The organism is Aquincola tertiaricarbonis (assembly GCF_023573145.1).
GTDB classification, from domain to species: Bacteria; Pseudomonadota; Gammaproteobacteria; order Burkholderiales; family Burkholderiaceae_C; genus Aquincola; species Aquincola tertiaricarbonis_B.
Genome location: NZ_CP097636.1, coordinates 2,063,231 through 2,084,694 on the forward strand (window position 1 = coordinate 2,063,231; position 21,464 = coordinate 2,084,694).

At 71.3% G+C, this 21,464-nt stretch carries 19 protein-coding genes and 1 tRNA gene; 9 read left to right on the forward strand and 11 right to left on the reverse strand.

Going from position 1 to position 21,464, the window contains the following annotated elements:
* Nucleotides 1-45: 45 nt before the first annotated feature.
* Entirely contained in the window at nt 46-936 is an 891-nt protein-coding gene (locus MW290_RS23820; RefSeq protein ID WP_250196833.1) for a LysR family transcriptional regulator, read from the forward strand.
* A 21-nt stretch (nt 937-957) separates the two neighbouring features.
* Here the strand turns inward: MW290_RS23820 and MW290_RS23825 are convergent, their stop codons facing one another.
* Entirely contained in the window at nt 958-1,863 is a 906-nt protein-coding gene (locus MW290_RS23825; protein WP_250196834.1) for a LysR family transcriptional regulator, read from the reverse strand.
* Nucleotides 1,864-1,966: 103 nt separating this feature from the next.
* Between MW290_RS23825 and MW290_RS23830 the strand changes: the two genes are divergently transcribed.
* The 4 genes from MW290_RS23830 (at nt 1,967) to MW290_RS23845 (ending at nt 5,231) form a co-directional block, all read left to right on the forward strand.
* Nucleotides 1,967-2,383 carry a DoxX family protein gene (locus MW290_RS23830; protein WP_250196835.1) on the forward strand — a complete coding sequence of 139 codons (417 nt, stop codon included), beginning with the start codon at nt 1,967-1,969 and terminating at the stop codon, nt 2,381-2,383.
* 47 nt (nt 2,384-2,430) lie between these two features.
* Nucleotides 2,431-2,676 (forward strand): hypothetical protein, encoded by a 246-nt coding sequence (locus MW290_RS23835; protein WP_250196836.1) that lies wholly within the window; start codon nt 2,431-2,433, stop codon nt 2,674-2,676.
* Nucleotides 2,673-3,401, forward strand: coding sequence for a siderophore-interacting protein (locus MW290_RS23840; protein ID WP_250196837.1), 729 nt, complete (start codon nt 2,673-2,675; stop codon nt 3,399-3,401). The genes MW290_RS23835 and MW290_RS23840 overlap by 4 nt, the downstream gene beginning before the upstream one ends.
* Before the next feature lie 129 nt (nt 3,402-3,530).
* A complete protein-coding gene (locus tag MW290_RS23845) occupies nt 3,531-5,231 on the forward strand; it encodes a diguanylate cyclase domain-containing protein (protein ID WP_250196838.1) in 1,701 nt (566 codons plus the stop codon).
* Nucleotides 5,232-5,238: 7 nt separating this feature from the next.
* Here MW290_RS23845 and MW290_RS23850 read toward each other — a convergent pair whose 3' ends face one another.
* The 6 genes from MW290_RS23850 to MW290_RS23875 all read right to left on the reverse strand — a co-directional run bounded on the left by MW290_RS23850 (nt 5,239) and on the right by MW290_RS23875 (nt 12,482).
* The gene (locus MW290_RS23850) at nt 5,239-6,276 is read right to left on the reverse strand and encodes a PAS domain-containing protein (RefSeq protein WP_250196839.1); all 1,038 of its coding nucleotides are present in this window, start codon (nt 6,274-6,276) and stop codon (nt 5,239-5,241) included.
* Between the two features lie 20 nt (nt 6,277-6,296).
* Nucleotides 6,297-7,088, reverse strand: coding sequence for a sensor histidine kinase (locus MW290_RS23855; protein WP_250196840.1), 792 nt, complete (start codon nt 7,086-7,088; stop codon nt 6,297-6,299).
* Between the two features lie 192 nt (nt 7,089-7,280).
* Complete coding sequence (locus tag MW290_RS23860) at nt 7,281-9,527, reverse strand: winged helix-turn-helix domain-containing protein (RefSeq protein ID WP_250196841.1); 2,247 nt, start codon at nt 9,525-9,527, stop codon at nt 7,281-7,283.
* 137 nt (nt 9,528-9,664) lie between these two features.
* Nucleotides 9,665-11,641, reverse strand: coding sequence for a hybrid sensor histidine kinase/response regulator (locus MW290_RS23865; protein ID WP_250196842.1), 1,977 nt, complete (start codon nt 11,639-11,641; stop codon nt 9,665-9,667).
* Between the two features lie 26 nt (nt 11,642-11,667).
* On the reverse strand, nt 11,668-12,225 hold the full coding sequence (locus MW290_RS23870; protein ID WP_250196843.1) for a methanogen output domain 1-containing protein: 558 nt from the start codon (nt 12,223-12,225) through the stop codon (nt 11,668-11,670).
* 180 nt (nt 12,226-12,405) lie between these two features.
* Nucleotides 12,406-12,482 (reverse strand) — tRNA-Val (locus MW290_RS23875).
* A 194-nt stretch (nt 12,483-12,676) separates the two neighbouring features.
* On the opposite strand from MW290_RS23875, the gene MW290_RS23880 reads away from it, so the two are divergent.
* The 3 genes from MW290_RS23880 to MW290_RS23890 are packed head-to-tail and all read left to right on the forward strand — an operon-like array spanning nt 12,677 to nt 16,096.
* Nucleotides 12,677-14,011 carry a glutamine synthetase family protein gene (locus MW290_RS23880; RefSeq protein ID WP_250196844.1) on the forward strand — a complete coding sequence of 445 codons (1,335 nt, stop codon included), beginning with the start codon at nt 12,677-12,679 and terminating at the stop codon, nt 14,009-14,011.
* Between the two features lie 10 nt (nt 14,012-14,021).
* On the forward strand, nt 14,022-15,404 hold the full coding sequence (locus tag MW290_RS23885) for an aspartate aminotransferase family protein (RefSeq protein ID WP_250196845.1): 1,383 nt from the start codon (nt 14,022-14,024) through the stop codon (nt 15,402-15,404).
* The gene (locus MW290_RS23890; RefSeq protein ID WP_250196846.1) at nt 15,401-16,096 is read left to right on the forward strand and encodes a GntR family transcriptional regulator; all 696 of its coding nucleotides are present in this window, start codon (nt 15,401-15,403) and stop codon (nt 16,094-16,096) included. Before MW290_RS23885 ends, MW290_RS23890 begins: the two co-directional genes overlap by 4 nt.
* A 46-nt stretch (nt 16,097-16,142) precedes the next feature.
* Here the strand turns inward: MW290_RS23890 and MW290_RS23895 are convergent, their stop codons facing one another.
* From MW290_RS23895 to MW290_RS23905, 3 genes are all read right to left on the reverse strand, one after another.
* Nucleotides 16,143-16,568: a hypothetical protein gene (locus tag MW290_RS23895; protein WP_250196847.1), complete on the reverse strand. Its 426-nt coding sequence runs from the start codon at nt 16,566-16,568 to the stop codon at nt 16,143-16,145.
* 102 nt (nt 16,569-16,670) lie between these two features.
* Nucleotides 16,671-18,857 carry a RelA/SpoT family protein gene (locus tag MW290_RS23900; protein ID WP_250200100.1) on the reverse strand — a complete coding sequence of 729 codons (2,187 nt, stop codon included), beginning with the start codon at nt 18,855-18,857 and terminating at the stop codon, nt 16,671-16,673.
* A 41-nt stretch (nt 18,858-18,898) separates the two neighbouring features.
* Nucleotides 18,899-19,768 (reverse strand): alpha/beta fold hydrolase, encoded by an 870-nt coding sequence (locus MW290_RS23905; protein WP_250196848.1) that lies wholly within the window; start codon nt 19,766-19,768, stop codon nt 18,899-18,901.
* A gap of 58 nt (nt 19,769-19,826) precedes the next feature.
* Here MW290_RS23905 and MW290_RS23910 point away from each other — a divergent pair, with 58 nt between their 5' ends.
* Complete coding sequence (locus tag MW290_RS23910; protein ID WP_250196849.1) at nt 19,827-20,597, forward strand: 3-hydroxybutyrate dehydrogenase; 771 nt, start codon at nt 19,827-19,829, stop codon at nt 20,595-20,597.
* Nucleotides 20,598-20,612: 15 nt separating this feature from the next.
* Here MW290_RS23910 and MW290_RS23915 read toward each other — a convergent pair whose 3' ends face one another.
* The gene (locus MW290_RS23915; protein ID WP_250196850.1) at nt 20,613-21,359 is read right to left on the reverse strand and encodes an SIMPL domain-containing protein; all 747 of its coding nucleotides are present in this window, start codon (nt 21,357-21,359) and stop codon (nt 20,613-20,615) included.
* Nucleotides 21,360-21,464 lie beyond the last annotated feature (105 nt).

Here is a 21,464-nt window from a genome sequence, read left to right on the forward strand (position 1 = left end):
ACGCCTGGGCCTGCGGCCCGCCGGCCTGTCCCATAAGATGGGCTTATGAACCTGACGCCCCTGCGCTACCTGCGGCTGGTGGTCGAACACGGCTCCTTCGCCGCGGCCGCGGCGGCGGCCGGCGTGTCGCAGCCCGCCGTGTCGCAAGCCATGCAGCAGCTGCAGGCCCGGCTGAACCAGCCCCTGTTCGAGCGGCAGGGCCGCCGCCGCCAGCCCACGGCGCTGGCGCGGCAGCTGGCCCAGGGCAGCCAGGGCCTGGAAGAACGGCTGCAGGGGCTGACGGCCGCGGCGCCGGCCCGCCAGCCCGGCTTGCTGCGGGTGGGGCTGACCGCTTCTGCCGCCAGGGTGTGCGGGCCGCGGCTCCATGCCTTGTGGTGCGAGGGCCGCCCGCGGCGCCGGCTGGTGATGAGCACCGCCGACGAGGGCCAGCTGATCGCCGGTGTGCAACGCGGCACGCTGGACCTGGCGATCACGCCACGCCCGCGCGGCCCGCTGCCGCCCGGGCTGCAGGTGCATCCGCTCTACCGCATCACGCCACGCGTGTACGCCCGGCGCGGCCATCCGCTGGCGGCCACGCAGCACCTGCCGGACTTGCAGGCGGCCCGCTTTGCGGCCGTGGGTGCGGCGGTGGCCGGGCCGGTGGACGTGCTGAGCGAGGCCTTTGCGGTGCGCCGCCTGCCGCCACCGCCCGTGGTGGTGCACTGTGCCGATTACGGCAGCCTGGTGCAGCTGGTGGCCGGCTCCGACCTGCTGGCGGTGCTGCCGCATCCGGTGCTGCTGGGCGACGCCGCCGCCGGGCTGCTGCGGCCTCTGCCGCTGCGCGAGACCCTGCCGCTGTACGACATGGTGCTTGTGCACGGCGGCGGCGCCGCCCGGGCGGTGGCCACGCTGGTGGTCGCGCTGGTCAAGCAGCTGGCCGAAACGCCCGCCTCATGAGCCAGTGCCCGGGCGCACGCGTCAGGGCGCATCGAACCAGGCCTGCTGCTGAAGCGCTTGCAGCAGCCAGCGGGCGCCGATGCCCAGCGGACGGTTGCGGTCATGGATGGCGAACAGCCCGATCGAGCCAGGCAGCACGCCGGGGTCGTCGATGTTCAGGCGCCGCAGGCGTCCGCTGGCCAGGTGGGCGGCCACCAGGTGCTGCGGCATGGTGCCCCAGCCGAAGCCGGCCAGCAGAAATTCCAGCCGCCGCGCGATGTCCACGAAACGCCAGACGCGCGGGCTCACCACACTGAAGCTGGGGCCCGGCCGCTGCAGCGGGTCGGTGAGGATGAGCTGCACATGCTCGGCCAGGATGTCGCGGGTGATGGGGCGCTGCTCCGCCGCCAGCGGATGGGTGGGCGCCACCACGGGCACCAGGCTCACCTGGGTCAGCGGCGCGGCCTGCAGCTCCTGCACCATCGACGGCAGCAGTGCGCACAAGCCCAGGGTGGCGCTGCCGTCACGCACCCGGCGTTCGGCCGCGCCGATGCCTTCGGTGAACAGCGTCACCGCCAGGTCGGGGTGATGCGCCTGCAGCCCGGCCAGCCCGCGGATCACCGGCGGCGTGGGCACGAAGCTGTCCAGCGCGATGGCCAGTTCCGGCTCCAGCCCGGCGGCGATGGCCTGGGCCGTGCGCTCGAACACCTCGGCCTGGCGCAGCACCTGGCGCGCCTGGGCGGCCAGCACCCGGCCTGCCTCGGTGAAGCGCGGTGTGCGCGCGCTGCGGTCGAACAGCTGCACACCCTGCGCTTCTTCCAGCGCCTGGATGGTGTGGCTGATGGCCGACTGCACCCGCCGCAAGCGGCGCCCGGCGGCAGAGAAGCTGCCCGCCTCCTCGATCGCGATCAGCACCCGCAACTGGTCCAGGCTCAGGCTGCCGATCATCATCAATCTCCGAAGAAGATGGTTTTCATCGAAATTTTATCGCTTCCGTAAATGGTTAGGCACTCGTAACTTGGCGCATCCATGACTGACAAGGATTTCCGCCGTGACCACCGATGCCCTGAACACCACCCGCCCCCGCAAGCTGCTGGGCGCCAGCCTGTGGCTGGCCCAGGCACTGCTGGCCTTCTTCATGCTGTGGGGTGCCTACATTAAGCTGGCCATGCCACTCGACCAGGCCGCCCAGATGGCGCCGTGGGTGGTGCAGCACCCGGCGCTGGCCACCTTCACCGGCCTGGTCGACCTGATGGGCGGCCTGGGCATCCTGTTGCCGGCGCTGCTGCGCGTCCTGCCCCGGCTCAGCGTGCTGGCCGCAGCCGGCATCGTGCTGCTGCAGGTGCTGGCGATGGGCTTTCACCTGATGCGCGGTGAAGCCATGGTGCTGCCGATGAACGTGCTGCTGCTGGCCCTGGGCGCCTTCGTGCTGTGGGGCCGCAGCCGCGCCGTGCCGTTCCGGCGCTGAGCCAGCCGTCTGGTTCATCTCCACCGCCTTCCAAGAAAAGCGCGCCCATGACCACCACCCTCCTCGTCACCGGCGCCGCCGGCCACACCATCCTGCGCAACCACGGGTACTTCGAGAACCTGCTGTTCACGCTGCCCGGCGTGCGGGCCCAGGGTGGCCGCTGGTTCTCCGCGGCGGGTGCCAGCGGCGTGGCCAGCCTGTCGCGCGACGGCTCCCCGAGCCGGTGGCGCGTGCCATCGCCTCCTTCGACACCAACCCCGCCGCCGGTCGCGTGGCCCAGGTCCGTTCTATGACTCACGACACCACGGCACCTGCCGCCCCCGCCGGCTCGCCCGGCCTGGCCACCCGGCTCGTGACACGGCTGCTCTTCCGCCCGGCCGAAGTCACCCACAACCAGCGCCTGGCGCCAGGCCTGCACCGGATCGGCCTGGCGGGCCCTGCGCTGCGCGGGCTGGCCTGGGCGCCCGGCGACAAGCTCCAGCTGCAACTGGGCGGCGGGCTGAAGACCCGCACCTACACGCCGATCTGCTGGGACGCACAGGCGGGCAGCACCCAGTTGCTGGCCCACGCCCTGGCGCCCGGCCCCGGCAGCGAGTGGGTGCGCCGTGCGCAGCCCGGACAGCAGGTGCGGGTGTTCGGCCCACGCCGATCCTTGGACCTGGCCGCTTGGGACCCGGCGCATGCGGTGGTGGTGGGCGACGAGACCACGCTGGGCCTGGCCGCGGCCTGGCGGCCGGTCCACACGCTGCTGGAGGCGGACCACGCCTCCGCCTTGCACGACCTGCTGCACGGCCTGCACCTCCACGCGGCGGTGATACCGCGGCAGCCGCACGACCAGCACCTGCCCACCCTGACCGCGACGCTGCTGGGCCTGGTGGAGCCTGGCATGCAGGTGGTGCTGGCCGGCCGTGCCCGCACGCTGCAGCACCTGCTGCGCGCGCTGCGCGGCGCTGGCATGGGCGCATCGCGCATCCGCACCAAGGCCTATTGGGCCGACGGGAAGACGGGGCTGGACTGAAGCGGCGGCGGCCGACGGCAGTGGTGGAACAATCAGGGGTGGCCGCGCAGCGGCCGCCGAACCCATCGTGTCGTCCGCCGGCCCAGGCGCTGCGTTGCATCGAGGGGCCCGTGCAGGGCCCCGTTCTCCATGCGCCTGAAGACCATATTCCTGTTGCTGAGCCTGCTGCTGGCGTTGACGGTGGCCACCACCTCCACCGCGGTGATCCTGAACGCCTGGCGGGAACAGCGTCAGGCTGCCCGGGGCGGCGAGGCACTGCACCAGCTGCGGGCCGTGCTGGTGGCGGCCGAGCTGGCCTCTCGCGAGCGGGGCCCCTCCAATGCATCGCTGGGCGAAGACCTGCCTGGCACCGACACCACACGACATGCCCTGGGCAATGCCCGCGTCGGCACCGACGCGGCCTTCGAGCAGTTGCAGACGGTGCTGTCCGCATCCGACGAGGTGCATCCCGTGGTGCAGGCCCAGGCGGCCGCCGCACGCCAGCAACTGGGCGTCGGCCGTGCCGCGGTCGACCGCGTGGCGGCGCAGCGGCGCGCCGACCGCGCCAGCGCCGACGTGCAGCAGGCGGTGCAGGCCATGATCGCGGTCATCGACCAACTGGCCCCTGCGATGAGCCGGCTGGCCAACGATGCCGCCCTCGCGGCCCCCAGCGCGGCCGATGCCATCAAGGGGGCCCACCAGGCGGCGATGCTGCGCGAATACGCCGGCCAGCTGGGCTCACAGCTCACCGCGCCGATCGCCACCGCCCAGCCGCTCGGCCCCGAGGACCAGATCAAGCTGCAGCGCCTGCGCGGCCGGCTGCAGCAGCTGGGCGAGCAGCTGGACCACAGCGTGGCCGCCGCCACGCACCAGCCCGAGGTGCGCTCGGCGGTGGCCGCGATGCGCCAGCGCTACTTCGGTGACGCGATGCATTTCGTCGACGGCCAGATCGACCTCGGCCTGCGAAGCGGCGTCTACAGCGTGACGACCGCCGGCTTCGCAGCCCGCTACGTGCCCGACATGGAAAGCATCCTGCGGGTGCGCGACCTGCTGCTGGACGAAGCCACCGCCGCCGCCACGGCCAGCCTGCAGCGCGCCCAGCGTCAGCTGCGCTGGCAGCTGACCGGCGGCGCCGCGGTGGCGCTGCTGCTGGCCGGCACCGGCTGGTTCCTGCTGCGCCGCGTGGTGCGGCCGCTGGGCCACACCACCGACCTGATCGTCGCCATCGCGCAGGGGCGGCTGGACGTGCCGATGCCCGCCCGCCGCGGCAGCGACGAGTTCGGCGAGGTGCTGGATGCGATTGCGGTGCTGCGCGACCACAGCGCCGCCAGGCGCATCGCGGAAGAAGCGATCCGCCGCATGGCCTACCACGACGGCGTGACCGACCTGCCCAACCGCCGGCTGCTGGAAGACCGCCTGGACCAGGTGCTGCCCGACATGCAGCGCCGCGGCACCCGCTGCGCGGTGCTCTTCATCGACCTGGACCGCTTCAAGCAGGTGAACGACCAGCACGGCCACGAGGCCGGCGACTGGCTGCTGCAGCAGGTGGCCGCGCGCATGAAGCAGGTGCTGCGGGCCAGCGACCTGGCGGCGCGCACCGGCGGCGACGAGTTCGTGGTGCTGCTGCCCGACACCGCCGCGCTGGCCGGCGCGATGACGGTGGCGGAGGCCCTGCGCAGCCAGATCGAGCAGCCCTTCGTCACGCCGCAGGGCCTGACGCTGCGCATCTCCTGCAGCATCGGCGTGGCGCTGTACCCCGACCAGGCCGGCACCGCCAGCGAGCTGCTGCGCCTGAGCGACGAGGCCATGTACCGCGCCAAGCGGCGTGGCCGCAACCAGGTGGTGGCCTGAGAGGGTCTCAGCCCGGCCCTTCAGGTCTGAAGAGGCGCAGCGACGCCGACAGCCGTTCGGCCCGCAGTGCCAGCGCCGCCGCGGCGGTCTTGCAGGCGTCGGTGCGCGCGGCGTTCTGCTGGGTGCTGTCGTCCAGGCGGTTCATCGCCTCGCACACCGTCGACAGGCCTGCGGCCTGCGCGGCCAGCGCCTGCGCCGGATCGTCGGGCTGCTGCAGCGTGGTGCGCAGCTGATCCACGGTGCAGGCGGTTTCCTGCAGCGCAGCGGCGGCCAGTTCGGTGCGCTGGCCCAGGTCGTCGGTCTGCAGCGCCAGCGCATGGCTGGCCGTGCGCAGGCTGTCCACCTGCGGGCCCAGTTCGTCCAGCAGCGACTGCAACTGCAAGGCTGCCCGGTGCATCGCGCGCAACCAAGGCTGCGCTTCGTCGACCGGGGCCGGCGCCAGCGGATGGCCCGCCTCCAGGGCCTGCGCCTGCTGCTGCGCCCGCTGCCACGGGCGCAGCACCTGCACTTGCCACCAGCCCAGCAACACGGCGGCGCCCAGCGCACAAACGCCCATGTGGGCCAGCAGGGCCGTGCCAGCCAGGCCGCCCAGCAGGCCGCTGGCCATGGCCAGTGCCGACAGGCCGGCCGCGCCCAGTCGCAGCCGCCAGGCCGGGTCATGCCCAAGACGGCGCACCGGTGCGCGCGGCGGGTGCGGGGTCGGTGCGGCTGACACCGGGGCATGCAGCATCAGGTAACCGCACACCTGGCCATCGCGCCGCAGCGGCATGGCGTTCACCAGCAGCCAGCAGGGTTCTCCGTCGGCCTGGCGATAGGCCAGCCGCCCGGCCCAGGGCTCGCAGGCGCGCAACCGGGTCCAGAGGTCGATGGCGGTGTCCGCCGGTTGCACCGCATGCAGCAGCGCGGGATGCGGCCGCGCAGCCAGTGCCCGTGCGCTGCAGCCCAGCTGCTGCCGGAAACCGTCGTTGGCGCCGGTGACGTGGCCCTGGGCATCGGTGGCCAGAATCAGGGGCGCAGGGCCCCGGGGGTTCGACTGGCTGGACATCTCAGGCTCCCTGGCCAAAGTCAGGCATCGGCGGGCGCGGAGCCGGCCGGCGCCTCCGGCGCATCGATCTCGAACGAGAAGGTGGTGCCCAGGCCGGGCTGGCTCACCACGGCCAGCTCGCCCCCCAAGGCCCGTGCCAGGCGGCGGCTGATCAGCAGCCCCAGGCCGCCGTGGCGGTCGGCGCTGCCGTGGGCCCAGATCTCCAGCGCATGGCCCTGGTGGAACAGCTCGGCCAGGCGGGCGGCGCTCAGGCCGCTGCCGGTGTCCGCCACCTCGAAGCGCCAGCGGCCGGGCGCCTGCCAGCTGCAGCCCAGCGTGATCTCGCCTTCGGTGGTGGCGCGGGCGGCGTTGCACAGCAGGTTCAGCAGCAACTGGCGCAGGCGCTGGCCGTCGACCCGCACCACCGGATCGTCACCCGCGGCGCGGCCCTGGAGCCAGGTGTGCAGCTGAACGTCGGGCTGGTGCAGCTCCGGGTGCACCAGGTCCGACATCTCCTGCAGCAGGGCCGACAGCCGCAGCGGTTGCGGCCGCAGCGTCACCTCGGCGGTGCTGGCCAGGCCGACGTCGATCAGGTCGTTGACGGTCTGCGTCAGGTGCTCGCCGCAGCGGGCGATGCTGTCGAGCCAGCGGCGGTGCTTGGGGCCGAGTTCGGCCTCCTGGGCCGTCAGCCTGGCCAGCCCCACCAGGCCGGCCAGCGGCGAACGCAGCTCGTGCGCCACCTGGGCCAGGTGGGCCAGCAGCCGCTGTTCGCGGGCCAGCCAGTCCGCGGGGGTCATCTCGTCCAGGCCCAAGGTCTGCGGCGCTGGCAGCAAGGAAGGAAGGTGGCACGAACCCGTCTGGCAGTTCGGCGGACCGGGGCATCGGGTGGCGCTCATGGTGGTGGGCGGCAGGCGCCCCACCGGGGCAGGCGCCGCAGGCTGTTGATCGAAGACTGGATCGTCGGCCCGCCCGCGGGCGCGACCCATGACCAATCGATGACCAAGCGCCCGCGGCGCGGTCATGCCCTACCAGCAGACGCGGCTGAGCAGCTCCGGCAGACGGGGCGGCGTGCGGGACGCCATCGCTTCCCGGTACGACCGGGTGAGCATCATCGGGCAGCGCCGCTTGAGCACCGCCGCGCCGGACACCAGCTGGTCCCACTCGGCGCGGCTGTGGTCGCTGGGCTGCTGGCGCAGCACGTAGGCCGCGCGCAACACCCGCACTTCCAACGGCTCGTCGGAGAAGTCGAGCACATGGGCGAACAAGGTCTCCAGTTCCGGGTCCTCGAAGCCCGCCGGCGCGTTTTCCAGCAGCATCCAGGTGAGGTCGATGACGATGGCCGGGCCTTCGGTGCCCCGGACATGGCCGTTGCGCCACACCGACAGCAGCAGGTCCAGCGCCCGTGCGCGATCGCCTTCGGCCAGGGCCAGCGCAGCCTGGCGGCGCTGCAGGGCACCCGCCATCGGCAGGCCCTCGGCCCCGGCCATCGCAGCGCGCGCCTGGTCGAGGTGGCCGAGGTGGATTTCCATGAAAGCCAGCTCGGCATGGGCCACGACGCTGAACAGGCTCTTGGCGGCACGGGCGCGCAAGGCGAAGGCGCGCAGCCGCTCCAGCGCCTGCACGCTGTGGCCCTGGCGCCACTCCAGCACCGCCAGCGCGAACTGCAGGAAGCCGCGGTGCGCCAGCAGCAGGTCGGGCTGCCGGCCCACCAGCGCCAAGGCGCGGGCAGCTTCGTCGAGGCGGCCGGCTTCCACCAGGATCCAGGCTTCGAACAGCTGGGTCCACTGCTGGCCCGCGCGGTCGGGCGAACGCAGCCACAAGGCCAGGCTGCGCCGCACCGACTCGAGCGCGGCGGTATGGCGCCGCTGGTAGTCCAGCAGCGCTGCCTGGGAGCGGAAGGCCCGCGCCTGGTACTCGGCCACGCCCGAGCGTTCGGCCAGCTCGATGGCGCGCGGCATGGCCTCTTCGGCGCGGTAGGGCTGGTCCATCGCGCGCAGCAGCGCGGTGTACACCAGCCAGGCGCGGGCCTGCATGTTGAGCTGGCCCAGGCGGCCGGCCTCGTCCACCGCGGCCTGGGCCAGGCGCAGCGCGGCCTCGGCGTCCACCTGGCGGCCAGCCACGCGGGCAGTGCGGCTGAGCAGCTCGGGCCGCAGCGCATGGGCTTCGGGCAGCCGCTGCGACAAGGCGACCGCCTGCTCCAGGTGCTGGCGCGCCTGCGGCAGGCGGTCGGCATCGAAATCGCACTGGCCGCGCAGCGCCAGCATCGACACGCGCATCAGGTCGGGCAGCGCCGGGTCGGTGCGCCCGAGCGCGGCGTCCAGCACCTGGCAAGCTTCGTCGGGCCGGTTGCACTGGTGCAGCAGCTGCGCGTGCAGCAGCTCGATCTGCGGCGTGGCCGGCACATGCGGCTGCGTGGTGTCCAGCAGCGCCAGCGCCTGCGCCGCCTGGCCCGACTGCTGCATGTCCACCACCATCGCCAGTTGCTCCTGCCAGAAGCTGTCGACCGTCGGCGGGGGCGCGGCGCCTGCAGCCGGCGGCGGCGCGCCGGCCCGGTCCAGCTGGTCGACCAGGCCGCGGGTGAGCTGGATGACATCGTCACCGCGCGCCTCGAAGGCCAGGTCACCGGGGGCGCCGGGGCCGCGCCAGGCCCGCAGCACGAAGGCCTCGTCCTCCCAGGCCAGCTGGCAGCGCACGGCCTCGGCCGCGCCCAGGCCGGCACACAGCTGCGCCATCGCGTCGTCGCGGGGCGTCAGGCGCGCCCACACCGGCTGCACCTCGGCCAGCGGCGCCAGGCTGAAGTGCCCCGTCGCCTCCAGCCATTGGTGCAGCAGCCCCATCAGGCCCTGCGGCACCCAGCGCAGCGCCGGGTTGGCGGTGAGGTCCTCCACCGGCAGCAGCACCAGGCGGGGGCGGCTGGCGCCTTCGGCCACCGCCGGTGCCGGACGGCTGGCGCGGCCGGGCCGCTCCTGCACGTCGGCGTCCAGCAGGTAGCCGGCGCGGGGCACCGTGCGCAGCAGGCGGGGCTCCTGGGCGTCGTCCAGCAGCGCTCGCCGGGCCTTCATCACCGCGCGGGCCACCACGCTGTCGGTGACGAAGCTGCTGCGCCACACGGCGGGCAGCAGCTCGGCCTTGGAGATGACCTTGCGCGGGCGACGCGCCAGAAAAGCCAGGAGATCGAATACCAACGGCTGCAGATCCACCGCCTGCCCGCCGTGCAGCAGCAGGCGCTGGTCGGTGTCCAGCACGAATCGGTCGAATACAAGCTCCGGCATGTGGCACGTCCTGCAAAAACATCTGCTTGAAGCAGATCTGGCATTGTGAGTGCGCCGGAGGCAACCGCCAAACGCATGAGCCGCGTTTTGGTAGCAGATGTTCACGGCTCGCCCGCGTGCGGGCGATCGGTCGATCGTCAGCGCGCCACGAGCACCTGATGGATGAGGGCGGCCAGACGCTCGTGCGTCTCTTCCTTGTTCAGCAGCTGCACCACGCCGGCTTCCTGCGCGCCGCGGTGCAGGTCGTCGGACAGGTAGCCCGAGCTGACGATCACCGGCATGCCGGGCCGGATGCGGGCCACCTCATGGGCCACGTCCAGCCCGTTCAGCTCCGGCATGTTGTAGTCCGAGACCACGATGTCGACGTCGACCAGCATCGAGCGCAAGGCCCGCAACGCCTCCCGAGGGTTGGCGAAGGCGGTCACGCGCAAGCCGGCCCGGTGGAGCATGGCATCGACCGTGGCCACCAGCACTTCGTCATCGTCGATGTAGAGCACATGGCGCCCCCTGCCCTGCACCGTGGCGGCGGCGCGCTCCACCGGCATCGGCTCCAGGTCGATGCCGTCGACCAGCGGCAGCAGCAGCTCGAAGCGGGTGCCCCGGCCCGGCGCGCTCTGCACCGCCAGGGCGCCGCGGTGCTCGGCGACGATGCCGTGGGCGACGGCCAGGCCCAGGCCGGTGCCGTCCCCCTTGGACTTGGTGGTGAAGAACGGCTCGAAGATCCGCTGCGTGGTGTCCGCATCCATGCCGCAGCCGTTGTCGCGGACGGTCACGCGCGCATACCGCCCCGGCTGCCAGGTGCCGAACCCGGCGGCCAGCCCCTCGGGCGCGTCGCCCTCGTAGCGGTCCAGCGTCACCTCGATGCGGCCCGTGCTGCCGCACAGCGCCTGCCAGGCATTGGTGCTCAGGTTCATCAGCACCTGTTCAACCTGGGTGCCGTCGGCCAGCACGTGCAGCGGCTCATCGCACAGCCGCAGGTGCAACTGGGCCGACGAAGGAAAGGTGCTGCGCAGCAGCGCCACGCACTCTTCGACCAGCGGCTGCAGCGGCTGCACACGCAGCTGCTGTGGCTGGCGGCGGCTGAAGGCCATGATGTGCCGCACGAGGTCGCGCGCCCTCTGACCCGCGCGGTCGATCAGCGACAGGCGCTGGTGCACCGGGTGCTCCAGCGCCAGCTCCTCGCGGGCCATCGCCGTGTTGCTCAGGATGGCGCCCAGCACGTTGTTGAAGTCGTGCGCGATGCCGCCGGCCAAGGCGCCCACCGCCTCCATCTTCTGGGCGTTGCGCAGCTGCTGCTCCAGACGTCGACGCGCCTGCTCCGCCTGCACCTGCTGGCTGACATCGCGGAACACCAGCACCGCACCGAGCAGGCCACCCTGGTCGTCGTGGATGGGGCCGGCCGCATCGTCGATCGGCAGTTCCCGGCCGTCCCGCGCCAGCAGCAACGTCTGCGCCTCCAGGCCGACGGCACGGCCCTCCAGCAGGGCCCGCTCGATGGGGTCGGCAGCCGGCTGGCGCGTCTGGGCATGCACGATGGGAAACACGATGCGCATGGGCAGTCCGCGCGCCTCGGCTTCCGTCCACCCGGACAGCCGCTCGGCCACCGGATTCATGAGCACCACGCGGGCCTGGGTGTCGGTGGCGATGACGCCGTCCCCGATGCTGCGCAGCACCACCTTCAACCAGTCGCTTTGCGCACGCAGGGCCGACTCGGCCGCCTGCCGCCGCACCACCTCACGCGACAGGGCGTCGATCCGCTCGTTGAGCACCCGGAAGTTGCTGGCGGCGGCCGCCTGCGGCTGCAGCCGCACCAGCACGCTGGCCGGTTGCCCGGCCTCGCCCGCCACCCGGGCCAGTTCGCAGCGGCAGGGCCGGTGCTGGGCGGCAGTCAGCGTCAGGCGGGCGGGGCTGAACTCGGTGCTGCGCGCGCCCTGGCGCAGCACCGCCTGCACCACATCGGCAGGGTCGATGCACAGCGTGCCGAAATCCTCGCCCACCAGCTGCTCGGCGCGCACACCCAGCCACTGGGCCGCCTTGCGGTTGACATGCAGCAGCCGGCCCTGCAGGTCCAGCAGCAACAAGGGCTCCGGCAGCGCGTCAAGCAGGGATTGCATCAGGCCCTCGGGTAGTGGGGGGCTCATCAGACCTTGTAGTACTCCCGGCCCTGGGCAGCATCGGCCTCGGGGGTGGCCTGCAGGTGCACCACCACGCGACAGCCCGGTGCCCCCTCGGCGATGGTGCGCACCAGTTCCACCTTGGCGCGGCCCAGGTTCTCCGCGGCAATGACGCCGAAGACGTTGGACGTCATCATGCACAGCGAAGGACGCCCCAGCACCTTGTCGCCAAACGGGCAGCGGCGGTTCTCCAGCACGATGCGGGTGTCGTCCTGCTCGATGACCCGGAAGTCACCTTCGATGCGTCGCTTGAGGTCGACCATGACCTCGGCCACTTGCGTGCGGTCGAGCACGGGTTGACCCAAGGCCTGGCGATAGCTCAGGTTGATCTGATCGCCCATGCGCTGGCCGACCACGCTGATGAAGCCGGACGCTTCGTCCAGGCCGACCACGTCCTGCAAGGTACCCGCCAGCTCGCGCAGCAGGGTGCGCAGGAAAACGTCCCGATCCAGCCCGACCGCCGCCGTATCGACCGGTGGCGCGCCGCTGTGCGATGTAGTGCCACGCTCGTCAGCCTGCTTCATGACGGACTCCCTGCACCGAGGATCGATCGAACCAGTCTACTGAAAGATGGTCTGGGGCGCTGCCTGCGGCGTGCCCTCGTGCCCGTGACGCCTGTGACGCTGACTGGCTTCGCGCGCTGCGCGAGACAAATAAAAAAGCACCTGACGTCTCCGCCAAGTGCTTTTTCTTCCTACCGAATTTGGTAGGCGCGATTGGACTCGAACCAACGACCCCCACCATGTCAAGGTGGTGCTCTAACCAGCTGAGCTACGCGCCTGTCAAGCCCGCTACTGTAGCAGAGAACTTTTGAGGCGCGCAAGGCTTTTCAGATTTATTTGGCGTGCAGGCCGCCGCTCCAAGCCTTTACCTCGTCCGCAGAGCGCACTTTTCGATCACATAACGGATGTTCTGCATCCAGCACAGATCTTTGACGCTATATATTTGTGATCACAAACAGCCCGCTTCGCACCCATGCCCGACACCCTCCACGAATTCCTCACCCGGCACCGCATCCACGAGGTGGAGTGCGTGATCCCCGACATGACCGGCATCGCGCGCGGCAAGATCCTGCCGCGCGACCTGTTCATGGCCTCGGGCGAGATGCGCATTCCCAAGAGCGTGCTGCTCAACACCGTCAACGGCCAGCAGCCCGACAACGGGCCCTACGTGGGCGACACCGATCCCGACATGGTGTGCCGGCCCGACGCGGCCACGGTGCGCATCGTGCCGTGGGCGGCCGAGCCGGTGGCCGTCGTCATCCACGATTGCCAGGAGTGGGACGGGCAGCCGGTGCAGATCTCGCCCCGCGCGGTGCTGCGCCGGGTGCTGGCGCTGTATGCCGAACGCGGCTGGCGGCCCGTCGTCGCGCCCGAGATGGAGTTCTACCTGGTGGCCCGCAACCAGAACCCGCACGAGCCGCTGCAGCCGCCGCTGGGCCGCACCGGCAAGCCCGAGGTGGGCCGGCAGAGCTATTCGATTGATGCCGTCAACGATTTCGACCCCTTCTTCATGGAGCTGTCCTCGTTCTGCGACCAGCACCAGCTGGGCGTGGAAACGCTGATCCACGAGGCCGGCCCCGGGCAGATGGAGATCAACTTCAGCCACGGCGACCCGCTGGACCTGGCCGACCGCGTGTTCCTGTTCAAGCGCACGGTGCGCGAGACGGCGCTGCGCCACGGCGTGTTCGCCACCTTCATGGCCAAGCCGATGGAAGGCGAGCCCGGCAGCGCGATGCACATCCACCAGAGCCTGAACGACGCCGAAGGCCGCAACGTCTTCAGCCAGGCCGACGGCAGCGCCAGCGCGCTGTTCCAGCATTTCATCGGCGGGCTGCAGACCTACATCCCGCAGGTGATGCCGATGCTGGCGCCCTACGTCAACTCGTACCGGCGGCTGGCGCCCTACATGTCGGCGCCCATCAACGTGCGCTGGGGCCACGACAACCGCACCTGCGGCATCCGCGTGCCCAAGTCGGGCCCGGCGGCCCGCCGGGTGGAGAACCGCGTGCCCGGCGTCGACGCCAACCCCTACCTGGCCATGGCCGCCACGCTGGCCTGCGGCTACCTGGGCATGCGCGACCAGCTGCAGCCCAGCGAGCCGACCGAAGGCAGCGCGTGGAACGTGGACCACGAACTGCCCCGCCACCTGGAAGACGCCATCCGTGCGATGCGGGCCAGCGAGGCCGTCAAGCAGGTGCTGGGCGAAACCTTCGTCGACGCCTTCTGCGCGGTCAAGGAGCTGGAGTACGCCACCTACAACCGGGTGATCAGCTCCTGGGAGCGTGAGCACCTGCTGCTGCTGGTGTGAGGACGACACGATGACGCACACCCCACACTCCACCGGCGTGCCGCCCGCACGCGTGCAGGCCCTGCTGGCGCGTGAACGCGAGGCCTATGTGCAACGCCATCCGCGCTGCCGCGCTCTGTCGGACCGCGCCGCGCCGCAGCTGATGTTCGGCGTGCCGCTGCATTGGATGAACGACTGGTCCACGCCCTTCGCGCTGCAGGTGGCCGAAGCCCGCGGCGCCACCCTGACCGACGTCGACGGCCACACCCTGGCCGACTTCTGCCTGGGGGACACCGGCGCGATGTTCGGCCACTCGCCCACCCCGGTGGCCGAGGCGCTGGCCGCGCAGGCGCAGCGCGGGCTCACCACCATGCTGCCCAATGAAGACGCCGCGGTGGTCGGCGAGCTGCTGGCGCAGCGCTTCGGCCTGCCGCGCTGGCAGTTCGCGATGACCGCCACCGACGCCAACCGCTTCGTGCTGCGCTGGCTGCGCGCCGCCACCGGCCGCCGCGTGCTGCTGGTGTTCAACGGCTGCTACCACGGCACGGTGGACGACGTGTTCGTCGACCTGGTGGACGGCCAGCCGGTGCAGCGCGCCAGCCTGCTGGGCCAGGTGCACGCGCTGACGGCCACCACCCGGGTGGTGGAGTTCAACGACCTGGCCGCGCTGGAAGCCGCGCTGGCCCCGGGCGATGTGGCCTGCGTGCTGGCCGAGCCGGTGATGACCAACATCGGCATGGTGCTGCCCGAGCCCGGTTTCTGGGCCGAGGCGCAGCGCCTGATCCGCCGCCACGGCAGCCTGCTGGTGCTGGACGAAACCCACACCTTGAGCAGCGGCCCCGGCGGCTATGGCCGCGCCCACGGCCTGCAGCCCGATGCGGTGGTGGTGGGCAAGGCCCTGGGCGGCGGCATGCCCTGCGCGGCCTACGGCTTTACAGCCGAACTGGCGGCACAGGCCGAAGCCGCCAAGCGCGCTGCCCCGCCCGGCCATTCGGGCATCGGCACGACGCTCACGGCCAACCTGCTGGCCATGGCCGCGATGCGGCCCACGCTCACGCAGCTGATGACGCCGCCGGTGTTCGAGCCCATGCACGCGCTGGCCGGCCAGCTGGCCGACGGCCTGCGCGCCGCCATCGCCGGCCACGGCCTGCCTTGGTGCGTCACGCAGGTGGGCGCCCGGGTCGAATTCCAGTTCTGCCCGCAGCCGCCGCGCAACGGCAGCCAGGCCGAGGCGGCGATGGACGCGCCGCTGGAGCATGCGCTGCACCTGGCACTGCTCAACCGCGGCGTGCTGATCACGCCCTTCCACAACATGATGCTGGTGTGCCCCGACACCACGCCGGCCCAGGTGCAACGGCTGCTGGGTGCCTTTGCCGAAGTGCTGGCCGAGTTGTGCCGCGGAGAGACGGCTTGAGCGACGACGACACCGAGGCCAGCACCACCCAGCAGGACAGCGTGTACCAGGCGCTGCGACAGTGGGTGACGGTGGGCCGCTTCCTGCCGGGTGAGCGGCTGAAGATACGCACCGTGGCCGCCGCCATGGGCGTGGGCCAGATGCCGGTGCGCGCCGCGCTGCAGCGGCTGGCGGCCGAAGGCGCGCTGGTGAACGTGCCCAACGCCGGTGTGGCCGTGCCGCGCCTGTCGGTGCCCGAGTTTGACGACCTGCTGCAGATGCGCATGCTGCTGGAAGGCGAAGCGGCCGAGCGCGGCAGCCTGCGCCTGGCGGCGGCGCAGCGCCACGAGCTGCAGGCGCTGTGCACGCGCATGGACGAGGCGCTGGCCCGCCAGGACGCCGACGACTACCTGGCCGCCAACGAGGACTTCCACGTCATCCTGTACCGCGCCGCCGGCTCGCCGCTGCTGTTCAGCCTGATCGACACCTTGTGGCTCAAGGCGGGGCCGGTGAGCAACCGGCTGTTCGACACCCCCGCCGCGGCCGGCGTGCTCAACGACGCTCACGAGGCGTTGATGAAGGCGCTGCAAGCCGGGGACAGCGCGGCCGTGCGCCGCGCGGTCGAGCAGGACATCTTCGTGGCCGGTCAGTTCGTGCGGCAGCGGCTGAAAGACGAAGGACCTCAGTCCCGCCGGGCCGCCCCAAGGGACTGAGATCCCCCTCGGGGGGGGCGCGAGCGCAGCGAGCTTGGGGGCCAACTCAGTTCACAGGATCAGCCAGGATCGCGCGCGACACGTCGGACTGCCTGATGCGCCAGCGCGCCAGCGCATGGTCGTACACCAGCCGCTCGTCCTGGCTCACCTGCCCGTCGGCGGTGATCACCGCCGCCGCCAGCCGGCACAGCAGCAGCCGGTCCTGCGTGTCGGTGACGGCGTCCAGCAGCGTGTTGAGGTAGCGCACATGGTCGACCGACAACCACGAGCGGTCGCACAGGTAGGCCCCCACCTCGGCCACGCAGTCGCAGGCGATGTCGATGAAGCGTTCGCGGCTGACGCCGACCCGGCCGAAAGCCCCGAGCGTGTCCAGCACGTCCAGTTCCTTCACATCGATGCGGCCATTGGCGGCGACCATCATCGCCAGTGCGCGGGCCAGGGCTTCCTTGGGGGCGGGCAGGACATTCGGCATCGTCGTCTCCAGGCAGGGTGGCAACAAGACCCTGGCATGGAGTGGCGGCCGGTCCGCAGGTTCCCTCCCGGTTAACCCTGTGGACAGGGTGCAGCCATCGGCCTACTTGCGCCTGGTATGCCGCACCCCCGCCACACGCGCCACCTGGCCCAGCACCGCGGCCAGGCGCGCGGCGTCGCTCACTTCCACGGTGAAGGTCATCCAGGCGGTGCCGCCGCGCACATGCTTGACCGACTGCGTGTGCACGCCGGTCACGTTCATCTTCTCCTTGGCAAACACTTCGGAGATGTCGCGCAGCAGCGCCGGCCGGTCGGCGGCTTCCACCACCACGTCCACCGGGTAGACGGCCGCTTCGCCACGGGCGCCCTCGCCCACGCCCCAGGTGACGGGGATCACCCGCTCGGGCTGCTGGGCGCGCATGTTGCGGAAGTTGGTGCAGTCCACCCGGTGCACGGCCACGCCCTTGCCGCGGGTGACGAAGCCGCCGATCACGTCGGGCGGCGCCGGCCGGCAGCAGCGCGCCAGGTTGGTCAGCAGCGAATCCACGCCCACCACCAGCACGCCCCCGCGCGGCGTGCTGCCGTCGCCCTTGGAGCGGCGCAGCGCCACGATCTCGTCGGGCGTGGGCGGGTCGGCCGCCGGGCGCAGCAGCTGCTCGATGTTGCGCAGCGAATACTCGTCCTTGCCCACCACCTCGAACAGCGCATCGGCGCTGCGAAAGCCCAGCCGCGAGGCCAGCTCTTCCAGCTTGATGGCGGTGCGGCCTTCGCGCTGCAGCAGTTTTTCCACCAGCTCGCGGCCCTTGGCGATGGTCTGCGACTGCGCCAGCGCGTTGAACCAGGCGCGCACCTTGGTCTTGGCGCGCGAGCTGGCCAGGTAGCCCAGCTCGGGGTTCAGCCAGTCGAGCGACGGCCCGCCTTCCTTGATGGCATTGATCTCCACCGTCTGGCCGTTGGCCAGCGGCGTGTTCAGCGGCACCATCACGCCATCGACCTTGGCGCCGCGGCAGCGGTGGCCCAGGTCGGTGTGCAGCGTGTAGGCGAAGTCCACCGGCGTGGCCCCGGCCGGCAGCTCGATCACCGCGGCTTGCGGCGTGAACACGTAGATGCGCTCGTCGCCCTGCCCCGCCGCATCGTTGGCGCCCTGGCCGGCGAAGTCGCGTTCCCAGGCCAGCAGCTGGCGCAGCACCGAACGGCGGGCCTCGGCCACGCGCTCGTCATCGGCACCGGCGGCCGACACGCCGGCATAGCCCTTGGTGCCCGCTTCCTTGTAGGCCCAGTGGGCGGCCACGCCGAACTCGGCGTACTCATGCATGGCACGGGTGCGGATCTGCACTTCCACGGTACGGCCGTCGTCGTCCAGCACCACGGTGTGCAGCGACTGGTAGCCGTTGGGCTTGGGCTTGGCGATGTAGTCGTCGTATTCGCCCTGCACCACCCGGTAGCGCTGCTGCACATGGGCCAGCGCGGCATAGCAGGCCGGGATGTCGGCCACGATGACGCGCATCGCCCGCACGTCGAACACACGCGCAAAGTCCAGGCCCTTGCCCTGCATCTTCTTCCAGATGCTGTAGAGGTGCTTGGGCCGGCCCTGCACCTCGGCCTTCAGGCCCGCGTCCTGCAGCTGCTGCGCCAGCTGCTGGCGGAAGGCCTCGACGCCCGCCTCACGCTCGATGCGCTTTTCATCGAGCAGCCGCGCCATGCGCTTGTATTCATCCGGCCGCAGGAAGCGGAACGAGAGGTCTTCCAGCTCCCACTTGATCTGCCAGATGCCCAGGCGGTTGGCCAGCGGCGCAAACACCTGCTGGGTTTCCAGCGCCAGGGCTTTGGGGCATGGCGTGCGCGAGGCGGCATACCAGCGCAGCGTCTGCAGCCGCGAGGCCAGGCGCAGCAGCACCACCCGCAGGTCGCGCGAGAAGGCCAGCAGCATCTTGCGCACGCGCTCGGTCTGCACCGCACGGTCGGCCACGGCCAGCCGCGCCTCGCGGGCGGCGCGCTGGATCTGCACCAGCTTGTTGGTGTGCACCACCAGCCCGGCATACGAAGCACCGAAGGCCTTGGCGATCACTTCCTCGGGCCGCTGCAGGAAGTCGGCCGAATACACCAGGTAGGCCGCCGCCTGCATCGCCGGCGAGGCGCCGATGTCGTGCAGGATCGCGGCCACGCCATCGGCATGGCCCAGCGCGTCCTCGCCGGTGTCCAGCAGCTCGCCCTGCAGCAGCGGCTGCGCGAAGGCGCGGGCGCGGTGCCTGGCATCCAGTTCGTCGGAGACGTCGGCCAGCCGGACGATGGTGGCCGCGTCGTCGTTGGTGATCTCGGGGGCGTGGCTCTTCACGGGGACAAAAGGAAATCGCGCACGGCCTTCACTTGTTCGGGCTGCACCAAGGTGGGCGCATGGCCCACGCCTTCAAATTCAACCAGCCGCGCACGCGGCCCGCGGCCGCTCATGGCCTGGGCGGTGGCGGCACTCAGCAGATCGCTTTGCACGCCCCGCAGCAGCAGCGTCGGGCAGGCGATGGCATCGTAGGCCGCCCACAGCATGGCCTCACCGGCGGCCGCGTTCTCGCGCGTGATGTGCTGGAAGGCCAGGCCGATAGCCGGGTCGTAGTGGGGCTTGAAGCCATCGCCATCGGGGCGCAGCTGCGGCCGCGTGAGGGCCAGCCACTGCTCGGCCGAATGCGGACCGAAACCCTGCGAGATGGCCCACAAGGCGTCGGCGGCTTCCTGTTCGGTGCGCCAGTGCACCGGCTTGCCCACGTAGGTGCCGATGCGGGCCAGGCCTTCATAGGCTATGGCCGGGCCGATGTCGTTGAGCACCAGCCGCCGCACCGGCGCTCCGGGCAGCGAGCACAGCCCCATGCCGATCAGCCCGCCCATCGAGGTGCCCACCCAGTCCAGTTGCTCGGCGTCCAGCCGGGCCAGCAGCGTGACCATGCTGGCCACGTACGAAGGCACCGCATAACCGGTGGGGTCGGCCAGCCAGTCGGAGTGGCCGCGGCCCGGCACGTCGGGGCACACCACGCGGTACTCGCCCGCCATCGCACGGGCCAGCACGTCGAAGTCGCGGCCCTGCCGCGTGAGGCCGTGCACGCACACCAGCACCCGCGGATTGCGGGCGTCGCCCCACTCCCAGTACGCCATGCGATGCAGGCCGCGGCTGCCCAGGCATTGCACGTGTTTGAGAACGGGTTCGATGGTCATGGAAGCGGCCCCCTGCGTTTGATAATGCATCGTAGCAACCCCCTCACGGAGATCTTGAATGCTCAAAGGAAAGACCGCCCTCGTCACGGGCTCGACCAGCGGCATCGGCCTGGGCATCGCGATGCGCCTGGCGGCCCAGGGCGCCAACATCATGCTCAACGGCTTCGGCGACCATGCGGGCCCCAAGGCGCAGGTGGAAGCGCTGGGCGTGAAGGTGGGGTACCACGGTGCCGACATGAGCAAGCCGGCCGACATCGAGGCCATGGTGCGCGCGGCCGAGGCCGAGTTCGGCGCGGTCGACATCCTGGTCAACAACGCCGGCATCCAGCATGTGGCGCTGGTGGAAGACTTTCCGCCCGAGAAGTGGGACGCCATCATCGCGATCAACCTCAGCTCGGCCTTCCACACCACGCGCCATGCGCTGCCGGGCATGAAGCAGCGCAACTGGGGCCGCATCATCAACGTGGCCAGCACGCATGGCCTGGTGGCCTCGGCGCAGAAGTCGGCCTACGTGGCCAGCAAACACGGCATCCTGGGCTTCACCAAGGCGCTGGCACTGGAAACCGCCACCACCGGCGTCACCGCCAATGCCATCTGCCCCGGCTGGGTGCTGACGCCGCTGGTGCAAAAGCAGATCGACGACCGTGCCTCGCGCGAAGGCATCTCGGTGGACGAGGCCAAGCGCGACCTGCTGGGCGAGAAGCAGCCTTCGCTGCAGTTCACCACGCCCGAGCAGCTGGGCGACCTGGCGGTCTTCATGTGCTCGGCCGCGGCCGACAACCTGCGCGGCGCCGCCATCAACGTCGATGGCGGCTGGGTGGCGCAGTAAGTCCTCAGCCCGGCTTCACCGGTTCATCTGCACCGTGCCGCTGACGGTGGCGGTCACGGTGCCCTTGCCGGCTTCCACCGGCAGGGCCTCGTCCATCGGCGCGGCGGCGGCGCGCATGTAGGCTTTGGCGGCCATCGGCACCATGCCGGGCTCGTTGGTCTGCACGTTCACCTCGCGCACCGTGGCGCCCTGGTAGCCGAACTGCCTGGCAATCTCGGCGGCCTGGGCCTGGAAGCGCTGGATGGCCTGCGCCGTGACCTCCGCCTCCACCTTCTGCGAAGCCTCGCGCGACAGGCCGTAGGCCACGCGGCCAATGGCCATGCTCTGGATGCGGCCGGCCAGCTGCGAGATGGCCGCCATGTCACGACCCTGCACCACCAACTCGGCCGTGCCCTGCCAGCCGTTGATGCCGCCCTTGGCCGCATAGCGCGGGTACAGCGAGAAGTTGCCGGTCTGCACTTCCACCTGCTGCGGCTTGGCCACCTTGCGCGCCTCGGCCAACGCGGCGTCCAGCGCCTGCTTGAGCTGCGATTGCACCGTGCCCGCATCGCTGCCGTCGCGGCTGGCAGTGAAGGTGATGGACAGCAGGTCCTTGGTCACTTCCACGCTGGCGCTCGCATTGAGGCTGAGCACGCCTTGCGGCGCCGGCACCACCGCGGACGCCACGGCTTGCGCATGCGCCTGCAGCGCACCGCCACCGAGGGCGGCCAGCAAGGCCAAACCGCGCACGGTGGCGCTGGAACGGGCGATCTTGAGTTTCATGAAGCTCCTTGGGCAAATGAAGGTGACGCCGTGCAGCCATCAGCGTGCCAGCGACCCACCCCCGCGTGAGTGGCGGCCTGCACGACGGGCATGGCCCCTGCCAAC

What these genes read in the sequence shown, in the direction of transcription:
- MW290_RS23835 (WP_250196836.1), top strand. Translation starts at nt 2,431, where the DNA reads ATGACCACCACCCTCCTCGTCACCGGCGCCGCCGGCCACACCATCCTG.
- MW290_RS23865 (WP_250196842.1), bottom strand. Translation starts at nt 11,641, where the DNA reads ATGCAATCCCTGCTTGACGCGCTGCCGGAGCCCTTGTTGCTGCTGGAC.
- MW290_RS23850 (WP_250196839.1), bottom strand. Translation starts at nt 6,276, where the DNA reads ATGTCCAGCCAGTCGAACCCCCGGGGCCCTGCGCCCCTGATTCTGGCC.
- MW290_RS23915 (WP_250196850.1), bottom strand. Translation starts at nt 21,359, where the DNA reads ATGAAACTCAAGATCGCCCGTTCCAGCGCCACCGTGCGCGGTTTGGCC.
- MW290_RS23880 (WP_250196844.1), top strand. Translation starts at nt 12,677, where the DNA reads ATGCCCGACACCCTCCACGAATTCCTCACCCGGCACCGCATCCACGAG.
- MW290_RS23885 (WP_250196845.1), top strand. Translation starts at nt 14,022, where the DNA reads ATGACGCACACCCCACACTCCACCGGCGTGCCGCCCGCACGCGTGCAG.
- MW290_RS23840 (WP_250196837.1), top strand. Translation starts at nt 2,673, where the DNA reads ATGACTCACGACACCACGGCACCTGCCGCCCCCGCCGGCTCGCCCGGC.
- MW290_RS23910 (WP_250196849.1), top strand. Translation starts at nt 19,827, where the DNA reads ATGCTCAAAGGAAAGACCGCCCTCGTCACGGGCTCGACCAGCGGCATC.
- MW290_RS23905 (WP_250196848.1), bottom strand. Translation starts at nt 19,768, where the DNA reads ATGACCATCGAACCCGTTCTCAAACACGTGCAATGCCTGGGCAGCCGC.
- MW290_RS23820 (WP_250196833.1), top strand. Translation starts at nt 46, where the DNA reads ATGAACCTGACGCCCCTGCGCTACCTGCGGCTGGTGGTCGAACACGGC.
- MW290_RS23870 (WP_250196843.1), bottom strand. Translation starts at nt 12,225, where the DNA reads ATGAAGCAGGCTGACGAGCGTGGCACTACATCGCACAGCGGCGCGCCA.
- MW290_RS23845 (WP_250196838.1), top strand. Translation starts at nt 3,531, where the DNA reads ATGCGCCTGAAGACCATATTCCTGTTGCTGAGCCTGCTGCTGGCGTTG.
- MW290_RS23825 (WP_250196834.1), bottom strand. Translation starts at nt 1,863, where the DNA reads ATGATCGGCAGCCTGAGCCTGGACCAGTTGCGGGTGCTGATCGCGATC.
- MW290_RS23860 (WP_250196841.1), bottom strand. Translation starts at nt 9,527, where the DNA reads ATGCCGGAGCTTGTATTCGACCGATTCGTGCTGGACACCGACCAGCGC.
- MW290_RS23895 (WP_250196847.1), bottom strand. Translation starts at nt 16,568, where the DNA reads ATGCCGAATGTCCTGCCCGCCCCCAAGGAAGCCCTGGCCCGCGCACTG.